Genomic DNA, 16,945 nt, shown 5'->3' with positions numbered 1-16,945 from the left:
CGATGTCCGTTCTTCAGTGTCTGGACAGGTCGCCGACGAACAGGTATCCCTTGCTGCGCACGGTTTTAATGCGTCGAGGGTGCACCGGGTCGTCGCCGACCTTGGGCCGGATTCGGGATACACGGACATCGACCGAGCGGTCCTGCCCGTCGTATTCGATGCCGCGCAACCGGCTGAATATTTCCTCACGCGTCAGGATTTCCCCGGCGTGGCTGGACAGCAGCCAGAGCAAATCGAATTCCGCACTGGTCAGATCGATCGGCGCGTTGCCGAGCCAGGCTTCGCGCATGGTGTTGTCGATGATCAGGTCACCGAATTCCAGGCGCTCGGTATCGCGTTTGTACTCCGCCTTGCGACCGTGTTCGCCGCGTCGCAGAATGGCCTGGCATCGCGCCAGGATCAGGCGCAGGGAGGCGTCCTTGACGATGTAGTCGTCGGCACCCATGTCCAGGCCCAGCACCTGGTCCAGCTCATCCGAGCGATGGCTGAGCAGAACGACATTGCCGTTATAGTCTTTCCGGCACAGTTTGCAGATGGTCAGGCCGCTTTCCCCTTCCAGGTCGACCTCCAATAGCACCAGATCGGGCTGCTCGTCCCGAATGCGCTTCAACGCCTGGGACGATTCCGGTTCGACCTCCACCTCGTACTCGTTACTGGCCAGGTAATCCCGCAACCGTCGCGCATAGTCGAGGTTGTCATCAATGATCAGGAAACGCTTTTTGGTCATCGTATCCGCTCGATATCCCACAGAAGACTGACTCCGTCTGGTTGACGTGGTCACCGCCCCACCCGGCAGGACTTCGGGGTCGGCTCATCCGGGACGGCCGGGCGTCTCCCGAATGTGCCATTATTGGACCATTCGGTTGAATTTCCGGCGCCGAATTCGTCAAACAACCGCCGACGCCGGTTACCCGCCGTTACATCCTATAACTCTAGACGGTATTTGGGACTTTGCAGCAAATTTACCGCTTCCGAACCGGACATTGTCGACATTTTCGGGCATCAACGAGTGCCGAAGATCCGGTCACCGGCGTCCCCCAGGCCCGGAATGATATAACCCTGGTCGTTCAAACGCTCATCGATGGACGCGACATAGATCTCGATGTCCGGATGCACTTTGGTTACCGCCTCGATCCCCTCCGGCGCCGCGACCAGAAACAAGCCCATGATACGTTGGCAACCCTTTTGCTTGAGCAGATCGATGGTGGCGATCAGAGTTCCGCCGGTGGCCAGCATGGGGTCGACAATCAGAGCCGTGCGATCCTCGACGTCTTCGATCACCTTGTCGAAATACGGCACCGGTTCCAGGGTTTCCTCATCCCGATACAAACCCACGACACTGACCTTGGCGTTCGGGATCAACTGCAACACCCCGTCCAACATACCCAGGCCCGCCCGAAGAATCGGAACCACGGTGATCTTCTTGCCCTTGATCCGCTGAACCGTCAACGTCGACCCGGTCCAGTTCTCGATCTCGACCGACTCGGTCGCGAGCGTCCGTCCGGCCTCATAGGTCAGCAGGTTACCCACCTCACTGGCCAGCTCCCGGAAGTGTTTCGTACTCGTCCCCACTTCCCGCATGATGCCCAATTTGTGCTGAATCAACGGATGCGTAATTTCATGAACCGCCATAGGGTTGGATCCTCATCTATTCTGTCGGTTACCACTTTACTATGAGTTGGTGTTTGTGCCACCGATATGGGGACTGACGTGTTGAGAATTGTGCCCATTTACTCGTTTTGTACTGTGGCTGGGTTTGGTTTTGTGGCGGGAAGCTGTGACTACCCGCAGGGATGTTCACTTTGAGTGGGCCATCTTTTTGACTGGGTCGACAACGGCAGATAACGCTGTCGCTCTTCTGCCCTACGATATACAGGCAGTGGTTCCTTTCTAGGAAAGGTTATATACATTGATGGCTGGTGGTTGGGGTGATGAGTGGCCGGTGCCGGGGATGCTCACGCAGAGGCATCCGCAGCATGGACGCTGCGGCTAAGCCTACATGGACGTATTCACGGCGGCCTCGGAGGGAGGATCACCGGCAACGGCCACGGGTTCCTAGGCACATAGCCAGAACAAACCACAGTCCCTAAAAGCCATCCACTGGCAGAGGACTCTACTCAACGTCGGCCATGAAATCGAGTTCGGCCTGCTGGCGGATGACCTTGCGGTGATTGGCCCAGAGCGTCTTGATCTTGTCCTGATTGCACTTCTGGCGATCCACCAGCACCCGGGTATTCAACTCACCGATCCGATTGGCGCCCGCCAACGGCACCTTCGAGAACACGAACTGGTTCGAAATCATGTCCATGAAGGGGCCTGACTTACTGGTCGGCATGATGAACAGCAACTGCAACCCGAGGGACTCCGTCAGGTAACGAATCACCTCCTTCGAACGAGTCTCGTCCATCTTCGAGAACGCCTCGTCCACCAGCACCATCCGCAACTGGCTGTCCCCTTCGTTGAAGCGGAACGCCGATGTGATGGCCGCCGAGCGGATGATGTAGGCCGGTGTCTCCAACTGGCCGCCGGACCCGGTGCCGTATTGGCTCAAGGCGATCGGCTGCTTGCCGTCCGGTTGCTTGTAGATCTCGTAGTTGCGGTAGTTCCGGTAATCGGATATCCGCTCCAGTTCACGCAGCGCTTTTTGTTCGTCGTCGTCCAGCAACATCTCCATCAACTGATCGCGAATACGGGCGGAGCGTTGGCTGAGTTCGGTGTCGAACAGGGTCTGGCCTTCGCCCAGCGACGGGCTTTTGATGACTTCGTCGAAGAAGTGCCAGTATTCCTTGTATTCCGGTACCCAGTCCCAGTCGAACCAGTAGCGTTCGCGGTCGGCACCGAAGCGGTGGTGTTCGAGTTCCTTGTTCAAGTCCTCGAGCACGCGCTTGCCGTCGTTGATGGACTGGTAAATGGCGTGGCAGAGGTTGGTGACAAAGGCGTTGTTGAAGCTGTCTTTCAACGCCGTCAGGTTGTCGACCTTTTCCACCAGGATGTTGTTCTTCAGGCGGTTGTGCACCTGATCGACCTGTCGGCGCAGGGAGACGATGCCCTGGAAAAAATCGGCGCTGTGCAGCTCGCTGTAATTCAGATCGAGGGCGATGGCGTCCTGCGGCTGGCAATCCTGATTGTGGTCCTTGAGCAATTGTTCCAGTTCGTGCGCACGGGCGTTGAGCTCGCCTTCGAGTGATTTGCGCAGGTTTTCCTGAATCTCAGGGTCGGCCGAATCGGCCGTTTCATCCGCATCAAACAGCCGGGCTTCGACATCGAACTCCGGCCAGACAGAGACGATATCGCGCAGGGACTGTTCTTTCTGCTCACTGCGCAGTTCGGTGTCTTCCTGTTGGTCGCTCAAGGCCTTGCACTGGCGCGACAGGGTTTCGATGCGCTCGCCCAGGCTGCCACGCCGCTCGATCAGTTCGCGGATGCGGTTGTCCAGCTCTTTGAGTTGCTGGTTGACGGACTGATATTCGGCTTCCAACCCGCTGGTATCGCTCAAATCCAGCGCGGTCAACGATTGCTCGGCGGTACGCAGGGCTCGCTGGGTTTCCAGCATCTCGCGCATCAGATCGGCGTGACTCAGGTGAGCCAGCTGGTTGACGGCACGATACAGGTCGCGCACTTCCCCGACCTGGTCCTGCAACTCATTGGCCTGGGCGGCCAGGGTCATCAATTCCTCTTTTTTCGCTTCCAGTGCGCGTTCGCGCGCACCCTGGCCGAAGACCAGATTCGCCACCGGCATGTCGCAGCGATACATGGCGTAGGCGCCGCTGCCGAGGCCGTTGCGGGTGACACCGCGCCGGGTACGCTTCAGTTCCTCGGCGTCCGAGCATTGCTCGACCAGACCGTAACTGGCGGTCAGGTAGGTGCGCGCGACGGAGTGATCGAAGGCCATCAGATGGATGATCGAATTCGATGGCAGCTTGATGCGATCGGCATCGCCCTTGGCCTTGCTGCCCTGGATAACCCGGGCACGGTTGTCCTTGGGCAGATTACGAACCGTCTGAATGGCGCGCGCCTCGTATTCCGGTTCCACCAGGATGGCGAAACGGGCACCGCCGATGTACCCCTCCAGTGCGGATTGCCACTCCGGATCCTTGATTTCGACATGATCGCACAGCACGCGCGGGTCGGCGTCGGGCCACTCGCGTCGGATCGCATCGATGGCGGCCCGGACATGCGGCGGGTAGTTCAACTGCTGGCCTTCGAGGCTGTCGATGTCCTGTTGCTTGCGCGTCAGCGACTGGCGCAGTTGGGTCAGGCGTTGTTCGCGCCGGTCCTGCAGGCGTTGCAGCTGATCGCGCAGGCTGACGCCTGAAGTCGAGTGCTCTTCGCTGAACCAGGTATCGCGCCAGCGGTTGAACACCCGCTGCTGGGCCAAAACCTCGTCCAGATGCTGCTCCAGCGGTGAGATATCGATCCAGTCCCGGTTCATCAGCGAGCGGAAATCGACCGGGCTGCGGCTGTGTTGCATCACCTCTTTGGCCAGTTGCCCTAACGCCTTACCACCCAGTTCCGGCAACTCGGTCGCCAGACTGGTCTTCAGCAACGCCTGCTGGATATGGCTGCTGGCGTCGATGCTGCGTTGCAGCCATTCATCCTGTTTCAGCAGCGGCTCGGCCTGCTGGATCAGTTTGCGATTATTTTCTTCGATGGCGCGCTCGAACTTGTCCTTGTCCTGCAGGGCGCCAACGCCCCGGCGCTGCGCTTCCAGCGAGACCAGTTGCTCGTGCGTCTGGTCGCGACGCTGCTCGGTGACTTCCAGCTCGCTGTGTACCCCGTCGCGTTCCTGCAACAGGGCTTGCTGTTCATTCTTGGCTTGCAGGTACCGCTTCTGGTCTTTGACGAAGCGGGCCTTGGCGGCGATGTAGTCGGCGACGTTGTACTCGATCCATTGCTGGATGTACTGATCCGCCTGGGTGCGCCCGCCGACCAGTCGGTCGATGGTTTCCTTCAGGCGATTGGCCTCCGCTTCCATGCCGCTGATGGTTTTCATCAGGTCGGAGACGGTGCGGATGGCCTCGCCCAGGTCTTTCTGCTCGAGGATTTCCTGGGCCACGAAGGCGTTGATGCTGCGCACCGGTTTGTAGGCCATGAAACGGGAGAAAGCGCGGGCGGCATTGATCGCCTCGCGTTCGCTGACGGCATCGGAGCGACCGCGAATCGCGGAATACAGACGACGCAGATACTGTTTCTTGGTGTCGTATTTTTCGACGTCCAGCCCCTGCCCCTTCAACCGGCCGACGATCTTGTCGAGCGTCACCACGGACCGGCCGTCGTCGGACTCGATGACGAAATCGGACTGGGTCAGTTGCTCGCCGGGTGTGATCATGTACAGCAGATCGCCCTGACGGGCCACGGGCTGCGCCCCGGCTTTATCCAGGTAGGCACTGACGCCGATGACGGCGGTGAAAGGTTCGGCCGGCTCGCCCTGGGTCGGGTGAAAGACCGCGGCCAGATAGCCGACGGCTCCGTCCGGTCGGGCGTATGAGCCGTCATCACAGCCGAGCACATAGGATGCCAGGGTGCGCACCTGCTTGCCGCGACCGCGTTGGGTCGCTTCGTCCTGTCCCGGGTTGAAATGGAACAGGGTGTCGTGGGCGGCGGTCATCACCGTCTGAATGGCGTCCGCCGCCGTGGTTTTACCGGAACCGTTGCCGCCGCTCAACAGATTGATCGGGCCGAAATCGAATTCCAGCAGCGGGATATTGCCCCAGTTAACGTAGATGAACTTTTTCAGAAACATGCGTCAATCCCGTGAAAATACCGAAGCCGTGTCGTCGAGTACCGTGACCCGGGGTTCCTCGGGTTCGGCGGTGGGTGCGTCTTCGTCGTCGGCCGTCTCATTTGTTGTGTCGGAGTCGTTGCCGTCGTTGTCGTCCGGAGTCGGATCGACCGGCGTGTCCGCCGGTTCAACCCCGGCCAGCAAGGCCGACAGCACATCGTCGGACACATAGCTCATGATCATCGGCCGAATGCGCACCCAGAAATCGCCGGTTTCGAGCGCTTCTTCCTGACTGACCTGAATCAGGCGCAGTTGGCGCAGGCGCCGGAACAGATGCTTACGCTCTGTCACGCCTTCCGGCAGGGTGCGCTTCAACAAATTGCGCAACGAGATGCTGATGTTCTCGAGCGAGGCCAATACACAGCCGTTGTCGTCGACCTGACCTTCGCGCAGCGCGCGGTCATAGAGACTGCGCAGCACCAGAACCAACGCCACTTCCTGCTGCGACAGCCGCACCCGGAAACCGCCGTTGAACGGCCCCTCGCCGCTGTCGTCCAGGCCGGGTACTTCCGCTCCCGGCGGGAACAGGCGTACGAAGTTGAAGCGTTTGTCGTGCTGCACCTGAACACCGATCAGGCTCAGGTAGTCGGTGACCGGCCCTTCCAGGCGCAAATAACGGTCATACAGCTGCTGTTCGACCTGACTTTCGTCGCGGCAGATCACGCCGTAGTCGAGCAGGCGGATCAACAGCTCGCTGTAGTCGTTGCGGCTGAATCCTTCCTGCTCCAGTCGTTGATCCAGCTCATGAAACATCGTGGCCTTCCTCTTGTGCTTGGTCGGATCGGGTTTCCAGACGAATGGTGAAGTTGTCGCGGGATTCGAAATACTCGGACGGCTCGCCGGCATTGCGCCACTCGACGATGAAGCGATACTCGGACGAGAGCGACTGGGCCGAGCCCACTTCGATGGCGTGCGCCAGCGCCAGCAGGTCGTCCGCCGAGTGCACCGGCAGTTCGGACGTTGTGACCACCTCGCCCCGGCTCAGTTGGCGCACCAGATACTGACGCACCCGGTTGTCGTTGATGAGGAACGCCTGATCCAGGACCTGCTGGACATAGAGCTCCTTGCGCGCCTCGACATCGAAATCGTCCGGACTGTCTTCGGTGACGTCCATGGAGAAGGTGCGGCGGGTTCGCTGGGCGTGCATGCGCACACTGGCCGGGTCGATGAAGCCGATATGGGGGACGGCCATCTCGGCCCCGGCCCGGGCCAGGGCTTCGTTACGGGTTGTCTCGTCAAACTCGCTCAACTGTTTGCAGACCTTGACCACGTCGTTGTGCTGCTGGCTGGCCAGATAGCTGATCTGGCGGATGATGACGTCCGCCCGCTTGGTGAAGCCCTGCAACGCCCGGCGCAGCGCCGGTACCATGATGTCGCTGGCCGCTTTCAACCGGCTCTCGATATTGTCCAGCACGGTCCAGAGCAGGCTCTGGCCGTCCCGCACTTCTTCCGGCAGCAGTTCGCGCAGGCGTCGTTCCGCCCGGGCTTTGAAATCCCGGTCACGGGCGCGGATGGCGCGGATGCACAGGGCGATGTCGTCGCGGTACTTTTCGACGTTGTCCGCGCTCAGGCGAATGGCCAGGTCGGGTTGGAATCGCTTTTCCATGAAATCGAAGAAATCCTGGCTGGCGCGCTGCACCAGCACCTGGCTTTCCATCTGCCGGACCAGATCGCGCTTGCGTTCGTCCAGTTCGGCGATGATGTCGGTGAAATCGCTGATGATCCGCTCGGAATGCTCCCAGGCGTCGAGCAGATCGTAAACTTCGCCCCGTTCCCGGAAGGATTGCAGGGAGTTCCGCACGTTCCGGGTGTTGCGATGCCGGGTTCGTATGTTACTGAGGTCGCTGCCGACGAAGGGCTCGGTGAACTGGCGTCCCATGCGGCTGAAGTTGTAGCTGCTGAGCAGGGTGGCTTCGTCGACCTGTTTTTCCAGCCAGCCGTGTTCGATCAGGAAATTGAGCGACCAGACGGCCTGCTCCCGGTCGCTGCGAAAACGCCCTTCCGACTCGCCGTCGTCGGTGGTCAACTCGGGCGCGCGCGCCAGGGCGCCCTGGAAGGTGTCGATGATATCGTCCCGGGTCAGGGCGTGGCCGTAGTCGGCGCTGGAACTGGTGTAGAGACGCCGGTACAGCTCTTTCAGGCACTCGACCAGCTGCTCACGGTACTTACCCGTCAGCGGCTTGAAGAACTGGCTGCGCTCGTTTTCGAAAAACATAGGAAAATCAATATCTTGTGGGTGACAACACCGGACGCCCGAGGATACCCTAAATTGGCTTTCCCGGACAGACGGTGAACGCTTTTGAACATCGCTCGGTTGACGGGCTGGGTCTGTGGCTTGAATGCTCCTTTTGTGGCCTCACTTGGTATGTTTAAGCCTGTGGTTTCTTGGGGTTCGGTGGCTGAATCCGCCCCGAGGTGGGGGGAGTCCCTGTCGGGGTCGTCGTGAATACATCCGTGTAGACTTGACCGCAGCATCCATGCTGCGGACATCCCCGACAGGGACTCCCCCCACCTCGGGGCTCACACCGGACGCCCCACTACCCCTCACAACAACGGGAACGGACTGTACACAGACCTTTCCCGTACAGTACTGAACCAGAGCAACCCAGGAACCGTAACTGAAACCCGAGCCTGGAAAATTTCCAAGCTAACAGAGCATGACTCCATAATAAGGAAACGACATGACCCAACTGAACCTTCCCAAGGCCGGCGACCCGGCCCCGGAATTCACCACCGTCAACCAGGACGGCAAAGAAGTCTCCCTGGCGGATTATCGCGGCAAAAAAGTCGTCCTGTACTTCTACCCCAAAGCTATGACTCCGGGCTGTACCACCCAGGCGTGCGGTCTGCGTGACACCAAGACCGAACTGGACAAGCGCAACGCCGTGGCAATCGGCATCAGCCCGGACGCCCCCAAGCGATTGACCCGATTCATCGAGAAAGAAGGCCTGAATTTCGACCTGCTGAGCGATGAAGACCACAGCATCGCGGACAAGTTCGGTGTCTGGGGTATGAAGAAGTTCATGGGACGGGAGTTCGAGGGCATCCACCGGATCACTTTCATTATCGATGAGGACGGCAAACTGGCTCATGTGATGGAGAAAGTTAAAACCAAATCGCATCACGATGATGTGTTGGCGGTTTTGGATGAGATGGGGTGATTGGATCGATGTCGGATTACGGCCTTCGGCCTAATCCGACCGGCTGGAAGCCCATCTGAGAAGCGGCACATAGTGCCAGTGACCAGTGCCGGGGATGCTCGCGGAGGGGTGTTCGCAGCAAGGACTAAAACGCCAGGAGCGTTTTAGCATGAGCGCAGCGAGCACGAAGGGTGAATCCCATGGATGGGATTCATATCCTGCGGCCTAGCCTACATGGATGTATTCACGGCGGCCCCGGAGCGAGGATCACCGGTGCCGGACACGAGTTCCTGGCAAAAGGGACACTTTAACCACAGTACCAAAAAGGTGTAGAGGCCACAAAGCCAAACCACTGGCACAATCAAACCACTTGCCGACAATCATCCGCTGTCACTAAAGTGTCGTATCATCGACTCAAGCAATGCCGGACGTAATTCCATGACCTCCAAACTGACCGATCACTACCGCCACATCCTGAGCGACCTGGGCGAACAACCCGAACGGGACGGCCTGGCCGATACCCCCGAGCGGGCGGCCAAAGCCATGCAGTTCCTCACCGGCGGCTACAGTGAAGACCTCGAGACTATCGTCAATGGCGCCATCTTCGAATCCGACACCGACGAAATGGTCGTGGTCCAGAACATCGAATTCTACTCCCTGTGCGAGCACCACATGCTGCCCTTCTTCGGTCAGGCGCACATTGCCTACATCCCCGACGGCAAGGTACTCGGCCTGAGCAAATTCGCACGCATCACCGACATGTACGCCCGACGGTTGCAGATCCAGGAAAAACTGACCAAGGAAATCGCCAATGCCGTCGCCGATGTCACCGGAGCCACCGGTGTGGGCGTGGTGCTCGAAGCCCGGCACATGTGCATGATGATGCGCGGCGTTCAGAAACAGAACTCCCTGATGACCACCTCCGTCATGCTCGGCGGTCTCCGGCACTCGCAAAACACCCGCAACGAATTTCTGACACTGATAGGACGACGCGCATGATCCGCGAAAACACCGAAGCCTGCATTCGCATCAAAGACCTCCGCCTGCGCACCCACGTCGGCATCAAGGAGGAGGAAATCAGAAACAAGCAGGACGTGCTGCTCAACATCACCATCCGCTTCGACGCCAGCGACGCCATTCACTCCACCGAGATCGAGGACACCCTCAACTACCGGTCGATCTGCAAGGAAATCATCGACTTCGTCGAAGGCAACCGCTTCCTGCTGCTCGAACGCATGACCCACGAAGTACTGGCTCTAATCATGGAACACACCGAAGTCCGCTTCGCCGAAGTCGAAATCGACAAACCTCATGCATTGCGTTTCGCGGAATCCGTATCCATCGCATTGAGCGCCGAGCGTCGGCCGGACTCCTGATTTAGCCACAGACCTCCTAGGGTGGGCATTGCCCACCATGGGAGGACAACACGCCAAGAGTCCATACCCGAATCAATGGGTGCGGCGATGGCACAATCCGGTGGTTAGATAGACTGGACTGGTGGGCCGTGCCCACCCTACGAGCTGTGATTACGGAGCCGCTGAAGGCTAGCGCCGGGGGCCGGGTTGCCCTATTCGAGGATGTCGGCAGCCATGGATGGCTGCCGTCAAGCCCCCATGGACGGGTTAATGGCGACCTCGAATAGGGCGACCCGGCCGCCGGCGCGGGTTTGAGCCGCCCCAGGTTGCATAGCCGGAAGTTCAGTGGTTTGATACGCCGCTTTCATTTTCAGGGGATGTCAGCGGTCATGGCACATTATCGGATTATCAATACCGGCGGCACCATCGGCATGGCCGCCACCGACCAGGGGCTGGCCCCCCAGCCCGGCCTGTTGCGCGAGCAACTCACCGGCCACCCGGATCTCGCCGGCTGGCGCGAGCACGACCTGAGCTGGGACGAATGGGAACCGCTGATCGACTCCTCCGACATCCGCCCCGGCCACTGGTATCGCCTGCGTGACGACATCCTGGCCTCGGACGCCGACGCCTTCCTGATCATCCACGGCACCGACACCCTGGCCTACACCGCGGCGGCCCTGAGCTTCCTGCTGGCCGGCTCGGGCAAGACAGTCATTCTGACCGGGTCGATGACGCCCCTGTCCCAGCCGGACAACGACGGCATCCCCAACCTGAACACCGCTCTCGACGCCCTGACCGCCAAACGACCCGAAGTCTGCGTCGCCTTCAGCGGCCGGGTCCTGCCGGCCAGCCGCATCACCAAGGCGGATACAACGGCCGACGATGCCTTTTTGACCCCCAACTGGTCCGAGTCCTTGTGGGATCAGGCGCCGGGCGCGCCCGAGACACCGCTCGGCAAACAATGGCGCCCCGCCGCCATCGGCCTGCAAATCCTGTTTCCGGGCATGCCGATGGACGGCCTGATGAGCATGGTGGAGCGCAACTACCGCGCTCTCGTGCTGAACACCTACGGCAGCGGCAATCTGATGAACGATGACGCCATGCGCCGCATCCTGGGTCGGGCGCATGATCAGGGCATCCCGGTCTTCGTGCGCAGCCAGTGCCTGCACGGCGAGGTCCACCTGGGTCAGTATGCGGCCAGCAGCCTGTTGACCGAGATCGGTGCGGTGTCCTGTGGCGGCATGCCGCTGGAAGCGGTCCTGACCAAGTTGCAGGTTCTGTGTTCGGAATACGACCGGGCCGATCAAATCGTCGAGGGCTTCAAGCGCCCCTGGGCCCGGGAATGGCAATCACTGGCCTGAGGCCAGTTGCTCTTCGGCCAACGGATGCCCGCCTTCGGCCGCCATCGCCAGGAAGTGGTGCGCCCGTTCGGGGTTTTTAGCGATCCCCGCGACACCGCCGTCCCGATAGCACTGGTACAACTGCCAGGCCACTCTGGGGCGGCCGGGCTCGGCGCAGGACAGCAAGTATCGGGCACCGGAAGACCGGCTCGCCTCATCGACACCTTTGTGCAGCAACAGAAAGCCGTACAATTCCTGGGCATCGGCCTCGCCCCGATCGGCGTAGCGGCGAAAGCCGCGCATCAGGCGATCGTGTACCCAGCGATGGCGCGTTAGCCAGGCCTGGTGAAAGACCCATTTCAATAGGGGGTAGCCGGTCAAGCAGGATCCTCCTCACAGCCCGTGTGGTTCGTCAGCTCAACCGATATAATGCCGGCCGAAACGTTAATCAACCCGAACAGGAGCTTCTATGACGCTCGGAACCTGGACACCCGACCAGGGCGCGCCGACGCCGCCCGACGCCGACACTCTGGCCAAAGCCGCCGAATTCGGGGTCGAGTCCGCCGACCGGTTCCCGTCGAACCCGGTCGATGCACTCGAACCGCTGCAGGTCTGGATGCGCCAGTCGCGCTCGGCCTGGGCTCCCTTACTGGAACCTCTACCCACCGAACAACTGGTGCGACTGGTGCGTTTTTTCACGCTGGCCGAACACCACTGGGCGGGCTGGGAAGGCCAGGATAAAAACCCGGTTGTGTGGATCTGCAAGGAACTGAAAACCCGGGACGCCTTTCCGGACGCCGAATTGACGCAGTGGATCAAGTCCCACACCGAAAACCGCTTCCTGCCTTACGGCAACCCTCTGGCATGACCCCCCACCTGCCCGTCGACGCCATCCGCGAACCGGTTCTGTCCCACTGGCGGAACCGGGGCTGCCTGGTGCAGTCGCCGCCGGGCTCGGGGAAGACCACACGGATTCCGCTGTGGCTGCTGGAGGCCAGTGAGCAGGAAGTCGTACTCCTTCTGCCCCGTCGCCTGCCGGTCAAGCTCGCGGCCAAGCGTCTGGCCGAACAACGGGGTGAACCCGTCGGCCAGAGCGTGGGCTACCGGCTGCGCGATGACAACCAGGCCGGCCCCCGGACCCGACTGACCGTGACCACCTACGGCAGCTTTATACGCCGGTTGCAGAACGATCCGGGTCTCGAGGGTGTCGGCACGGTCATTCTCGATGAATTCCACGAACGCCAATTGGATCAGGACACCTGCCTGACGCTGCTACACGCCTGCCGTGACCTGTTTCGCGACGATCTGAAGCTGCTGGTGATGTCCGCCACCCTGACGCTGGACACTCTGCAGAAAGCACTCGACCTTCCCCGGGTCGAATCGGACGGGGAATTGCACCCGCTGGCGTTCCGCTACCACCCGGTCGACGACAAACGCTGGCCCGTGGAACTGGCCAGGCTGCTCAGTCAGGTTCGACAGGAACGCGACGGTCACCAACTGGTTTTCCTGCCCGGATTGCGCGAGATCGAACAAACGGCCCGGGCGCTGTCCGACAGCGTTCCAAACTGCGTCGTTCACAGCCAGGTTCCCCAGGACGACCTCTACGAGCGCCTCGAATCGGCCGGGCCGACCGTCATTCTCAGCACCAACATCGCCGAAAGCAGCGTCACCCTGCCCGGCGTGCGCACCGTGATCGACCTGGGGCTCGAACGGTATCCGGTGATCAACCCTTTGACCGGGCTGACCGAACTGAAAACCCGCCGCATCAGCAAATCCAGCGCCACCCAGCGGGCCGGCCGGGCGGCCCGCCTGGGGCCCGGCCTGTGTTATCGGTTGTGGAGCGAGTCGGCCCACGATGCCCTGGCGCCCGATCAGCCTCCGGAAATCACCCAGGCCGACCTGACCCCTCTGGTGCTGACCCTGAATGCCTGGGGGCTGGATCGACACGACGCCTTTTGGCTGAGCGCACCGACAGCGGGCCGCTGGCAGGCCGCGCATGAGCGTCTACGGGATTGGGGCGCGCTGGACAACCAGGGTCGATTAACCGGGCACGGACAACAACTGGACACCCTTGGGGTGGAGCCCGCACTGGCCCACCTTGCACTGGTCGGCCGCCGGCACGACCGGGGTTCGGACGCCGTCTGGCTGGCCGCTTGCCTGGCCCGGGGCGAACCACTGACGGACGAACCGAGCAACCTCACCGAGACGGTACAACAGGCTCACCCGGCCCTGAAACGCGAAGCCGGCCGACTGGCCCGGCGACTGGGTATCACACTCGATGGCCGGGTCCGTCCGCTGCCGGACGCCGTATTGGTCGAGGCCCTGCCACACTGGCTGATCCGCATCGAACCGACCGGCCGGGCCCGGATGAACACGGGCCGTGAAGTCCGCTTCGCGACCCGTCCCCCTTCCTCGGCTTGGGCCCTGCTGTTGCACGGCCGGGACAAGGGTTCATCCATACAGGCCGATGTCGCCTGGCCCCTGGACGAGCAGACCGTTCAAACCCGGCTCCCCGAGCGGACCCGGGTTGTCTTCGATCCGGCTTACCGGCACAGCGGGTTTGCCGAACAACGCTGGCTGGGACCGTTTCTGATGTCCGAACAGCCGTCCCGGCCGGACTCGGACACCCGCCAGTCCGCCTGGCTCGACTGGCTCGCCCGGACCCCACTGGACCACTGGCCGAATGTCGATCGCGCGCTCGGCTGGCTGGAACGATACCGGTTGTTGCGGCGGCTCGACCCGGAATGGCCAAACCTGCCCGACAGCGAATCACTGTCCGAACTGGCCGAACCCTACCTGGGCTCGCTCGAACGGCTCGACGCACTCGACACCCTTGCCATTCTGCAAGCCTGGCTGGGCTACGACGCCTGTCGTCGCCTGGACGATCTGTGCCCGACGCGCTGGGAAGCGCCCTCCGGGCGGCATTGCGAGCTGGTGTACGATGCCGTTCACGACCGGGTCAGTGCCGCCCTCAAGCTGCAGGAGGCCTTCGGACTGGCGGACACACCCAAACTGGCCGGTGGCCGCCAGGCCATCACCCTGGATCTGCAAGCCCCGAACGGTCGCACCCTGGCCCGGGTCACGGATTTGCCGCATTTTTGGCGTAGCGTTTATCCACAGGTACGAAAGGAGATGCGCGGCCGCTACAACAAACACCCCTGGCCCGAAGACCCGATGACCGCAGCGGCCACCCGGGCCACCAACCGCCAATTGCGCCGAACACAGGATTTATCATGACAGAACTGCGTAAACAGCAAGCCACCGGACTGCGTCGACTGATCAATGCGTCCCGATACAGCGCTCAGGGATTGCGCAGTGCCTTTCGGCACGAAGCCGCCTTCCGTCAGGAAAGCTGGGTCCTGGTGGTGGGCGTGCCCTGCGCTTTCTGGGTGGGAACCGATCTCTGGCAGACCGCTTTGCTGATCGCCAGTCTTATGCTGATCATGGTCGTTGAAATGATCAACAGCGCGCTGGAATCTCTGGTGGACCGGGTGGGAACGGACTTTCACGAACTCTCGGGCCGAACCAAGGACATGGGTTCAGCCGCGGTATTGCTGTCTATACTGGTCGCGGTAGTGCTTTGGGGTGCCGCCCTCTGGCAGCGGTTTGCCTAGGGAGCCTCTGAACAGGCCATTAGCCGCGTCCGAAATCCCGATAAGGCCAAACGGTGGCCGCCCGGTCTTCCACCCGTTCGATCAAGCCGAAATCACGCTCGATGTGCGCCATGATCAACATGGCCAGTTCGAATTCGGATTGCTGGTCCAGATCGGATGCGGTAACGGCGAAGCAGAGACGTCTACGGGTGCGCAACGTTGCACGAACGGTAACGGTGTCGGAGCAAAAACGTTTGACGAAATCTTTCAGGCGTTCGGGCTGATTCAGGGGTTCGGTGAGCGTCAGCGCCCAGACCCGCTCGAAACAATTGGCGGCCAGACGAATACGCGGGGGTAAGGGTGGGTAGTCATGCTCGTTGTACTCCGGAACGTGCAATCGGCTGACATTGGCGTCTGTCCTGTATTTGGCTTCTGACATCATTGCCCTGCTTGGTTGCTGTGAAACGGATTCAACTCGCGTATCGACCTGTCAGTAATGGAACCCTTCAGTGAAATAGGTTTTCATTGAAGAATCTTTCTATTCCGACCGATTCCGATATTTTTGGAAATACTCCTTTTACTCGCCTCCCTGAATAAAAAGTAACCTATACACTTTGACAGCAATGTCAAATCCTATTCGCCTTTCTCCCCAGCGGAATAGTCAAAACGTGAAGGGATTCATATCCAGAAGCCCCTTAACCACAAAACAATGACGCGATCAGTCTCCCCGGCAATAGAGGTCGTACATCAGGCGAATAACCTGTTCGACTTCCGGACTGTCGATTCGGTAATAGACCGTCTGGGCTTCTTTGCGAATCGCCACCAAGCCTTCATTGCGCAAACGGGCCAAGTGTTGCGACAAGGCTGACTGACTCAAATCCACTTTATCGTTCAATTGGGTAACGGACTTTTCTCCCCCCACCAAATTACACAAAATCAATAAGCGGCATTCATTGCTCAATGCTTTTAACAGCCGGGATGCCTGTCCGGCTTTCTCTTCCATGCTGGACAGCGATATCCCCGTTTGATTGGACTTCATACATCCCCTCCCAGGTTTTGTCCGCACCATGATACCGAAGAAGGCGGCCCTTGGCAGCGCCCTGTCATTCCATTAATCTGCGCCCTCATCCGAATCAACCCGACAAACCGATGACGACCCGACCCCAAACGCGCGCACCCGGCCTGATCCATATGATCGGCGCTCTGATCTACGACTGGCTGATTCTGATCGGTGTCCTGATGGTCGCCGGGTTCGTCGCCGTCGGTTTCAACAAACTGGTGACCGGACAGGATGCCATCGCCCCCGGCAACCCCCTTTTCGTTCTCTGGAATATCGGCATCATCTACCTCTACTTCGCCGGTTTCTGGCTGACCAAGCGGCAGACCGTCGGCATGCGGGTCTGGCGATTGCACATCGAATCGACCAATGGCCGGCCATTGGGCTGGATGCACTGCACATTGCGCTTCCTCACCGCTCTGCCGGCCTGGGGATTGTTGCTCGCCGGCATACTCTGGCGCTATACCGACCGGGAGCGCCGCTCCTGGCAGGACCGCGCCAGCTGGACCACCCTGAGGCACACCCCCAAAGTCAAGTCGGGCAAATCGGTCAGGCAGAACAAGCCGTCTGCCTGACCTGACAGTCGGAACGCCCGTCTTCGGCCCTTGGATACCCCCTTCCCCTGCCCACTCGCACCGCCATTCGTTATGATGCCCGTCACAGGTTAAGGCGGTAGAT

The 16,945-nt window shown here is 60.6% G+C and carries 16 protein-coding genes; 8 read left to right on the top strand and 8 right to left on the bottom strand.

All coding sequences use genetic code 11. The features are described from left to right. Positions 1–13: 13 nt before the first annotated feature. From IE111_RS17450 to IE111_RS17430, 5 genes are all read right to left on the bottom strand, one after another. On the bottom strand, positions 14–727 hold the full coding sequence (locus tag IE111_RS17450; protein WP_189611119.1) for a winged helix-turn-helix domain-containing protein: 714 nt from the start codon (positions 725–727) through the stop codon (positions 14–16). 275 nt (positions 728–1,002) lie between these two features. After that, entirely contained in the window at positions 1,003–1,632 is a 630-nt protein-coding gene (gene upp / locus IE111_RS17445) for a uracil phosphoribosyltransferase (protein ID WP_189611118.1), read from the bottom strand. Between the two features lie 481 nt (positions 1,633–2,113). After that, positions 2,114–5,743, bottom strand: a complete 3,630-nt coding sequence (locus tag IE111_RS17440; RefSeq protein ID WP_189611117.1) for an ATP-binding protein — start codon at positions 5,741–5,743, stop codon at positions 2,114–2,116. 3 nt (positions 5,744–5,746) lie between these two features. Further along, positions 5,747–6,535: a DUF4194 domain-containing protein gene (locus tag IE111_RS17435; protein WP_189611115.1), complete on the bottom strand. Its 789-nt coding sequence runs from the start codon at positions 6,533–6,535 to the stop codon at positions 5,747–5,749. Further along, positions 6,525–7,997 carry a Wadjet anti-phage system protein JetA family protein gene (locus IE111_RS17430; RefSeq protein ID WP_189611114.1) on the bottom strand — a complete coding sequence of 491 codons (1,473 nt, stop codon included), beginning with the start codon at positions 7,995–7,997 and terminating at the stop codon, positions 6,525–6,527. Before IE111_RS17430 ends, IE111_RS17435 begins: the two co-directional genes overlap by 11 nt. A 466-nt stretch (positions 7,998–8,463) precedes the next feature. Here IE111_RS17430 and bcp point away from each other — a divergent pair, with 466 nt between their 5' ends. The 4 genes from bcp to IE111_RS17410 all read left to right on the top strand — a co-directional run bounded on the left by bcp (position 8,464) and on the right by IE111_RS17410 (position 11,638). Next, the gene (gene bcp, locus IE111_RS17425; RefSeq protein WP_268245037.1) at positions 8,464–8,943 is read left to right on the top strand and encodes a thioredoxin-dependent thiol peroxidase; all 480 of its coding nucleotides are present in this window, start codon (positions 8,464–8,466) and stop codon (positions 8,941–8,943) included. Positions 8,944–9,360: 417 nt separating this feature from the next. Next, complete coding sequence (folE, locus tag IE111_RS17420) at positions 9,361–9,921, top strand: GTP cyclohydrolase I FolE (protein WP_189611113.1); 561 nt, start codon at positions 9,361–9,363, stop codon at positions 9,919–9,921. Next, positions 9,918–10,298, top strand: a complete 381-nt coding sequence (folX, locus tag IE111_RS17415) for a dihydroneopterin triphosphate 2'-epimerase (RefSeq protein WP_189611112.1) — start codon at positions 9,918–9,920, stop codon at positions 10,296–10,298. The genes folE and folX overlap by 4 nt, the downstream gene beginning before the upstream one ends. 368 nt (positions 10,299–10,666) lie before the next feature. Continuing rightward, positions 10,667–11,638 (top strand): asparaginase, encoded by a 972-nt coding sequence (locus tag IE111_RS17410; RefSeq protein WP_189611111.1) that lies wholly within the window; start codon positions 10,667–10,669, stop codon positions 11,636–11,638. Here IE111_RS17410 and IE111_RS17405 read toward each other — a convergent pair. Continuing rightward, positions 11,627–11,998 carry an SEL1-like repeat protein gene (locus IE111_RS17405; RefSeq protein ID WP_189611110.1) on the bottom strand — a complete coding sequence of 124 codons (372 nt, stop codon included), beginning with the start codon at positions 11,996–11,998 and terminating at the stop codon, positions 11,627–11,629. The two genes, IE111_RS17410 and IE111_RS17405, sit on opposite strands and share 12 nt — an antisense overlap. An 88-nt stretch (positions 11,999–12,086) precedes the next feature. On the opposite strand from IE111_RS17405, the gene IE111_RS17400 reads away from it, so the two are divergent. The 3 genes from IE111_RS17400 to IE111_RS17390 are packed head-to-tail and all read left to right on the top strand — an operon-like array spanning position 12,087 to position 15,231. Then, positions 12,087–12,485 carry a hypothetical protein gene (locus IE111_RS17400; RefSeq protein WP_189611109.1) on the top strand — a complete coding sequence of 133 codons (399 nt, stop codon included), beginning with the start codon at positions 12,087–12,089 and terminating at the stop codon, positions 12,483–12,485. After that, positions 12,482–14,854 (top strand): ATP-dependent helicase HrpB, encoded by a 2,373-nt coding sequence (gene hrpB / locus IE111_RS17395; RefSeq protein ID WP_189611108.1) that lies wholly within the window; start codon positions 12,482–12,484, stop codon positions 14,852–14,854. The genes IE111_RS17400 and hrpB overlap by 4 nt, the downstream gene beginning before the upstream one ends. Further along, positions 14,851–15,231: a diacylglycerol kinase gene (locus tag IE111_RS17390; RefSeq protein ID WP_189611107.1), complete on the top strand. Its 381-nt coding sequence runs from the start codon at positions 14,851–14,853 to the stop codon at positions 15,229–15,231. The genes hrpB and IE111_RS17390 overlap by 4 nt, the downstream gene beginning before the upstream one ends. Before the next feature lie 19 nt (positions 15,232–15,250). Here IE111_RS17390 and IE111_RS17385 read toward each other — a convergent pair whose 3' ends face one another. Together IE111_RS17385 and IE111_RS17380 are read right to left on the bottom strand one after the other, a co-directional pair. Further along, the gene (locus tag IE111_RS17385; RefSeq protein WP_189611106.1) at positions 15,251–15,649 is read right to left on the bottom strand and encodes a hypothetical protein; all 399 of its coding nucleotides are present in this window, start codon (positions 15,647–15,649) and stop codon (positions 15,251–15,253) included. Between the two features lie 279 nt (positions 15,650–15,928). Then, positions 15,929–16,249 (bottom strand): ArsR/SmtB family transcription factor, encoded by a 321-nt coding sequence (locus IE111_RS17380; protein ID WP_229805418.1) that lies wholly within the window; start codon positions 16,247–16,249, stop codon positions 15,929–15,931. A 110-nt stretch (positions 16,250–16,359) separates the two neighbouring features. On the opposite strand from IE111_RS17380, the gene IE111_RS17375 reads away from it, so the two are divergent. Beyond that, positions 16,360–16,842 (top strand): RDD family protein, encoded by a 483-nt coding sequence (locus IE111_RS17375; protein WP_189611105.1) that lies wholly within the window; start codon positions 16,360–16,362, stop codon positions 16,840–16,842. Positions 16,843–16,945 lie beyond the last annotated feature (103 nt).

The sequence above is a fragment of the Saccharospirillum salsuginis genome, from assembly GCF_014651855.1.
GTDB classification, from domain to species: Bacteria; Pseudomonadota; Gammaproteobacteria; order Pseudomonadales; family Natronospirillaceae; genus Saccharospirillum; species Saccharospirillum salsuginis.
This window is presented reverse-complemented; position numbering and strand designations above follow the sequence as displayed.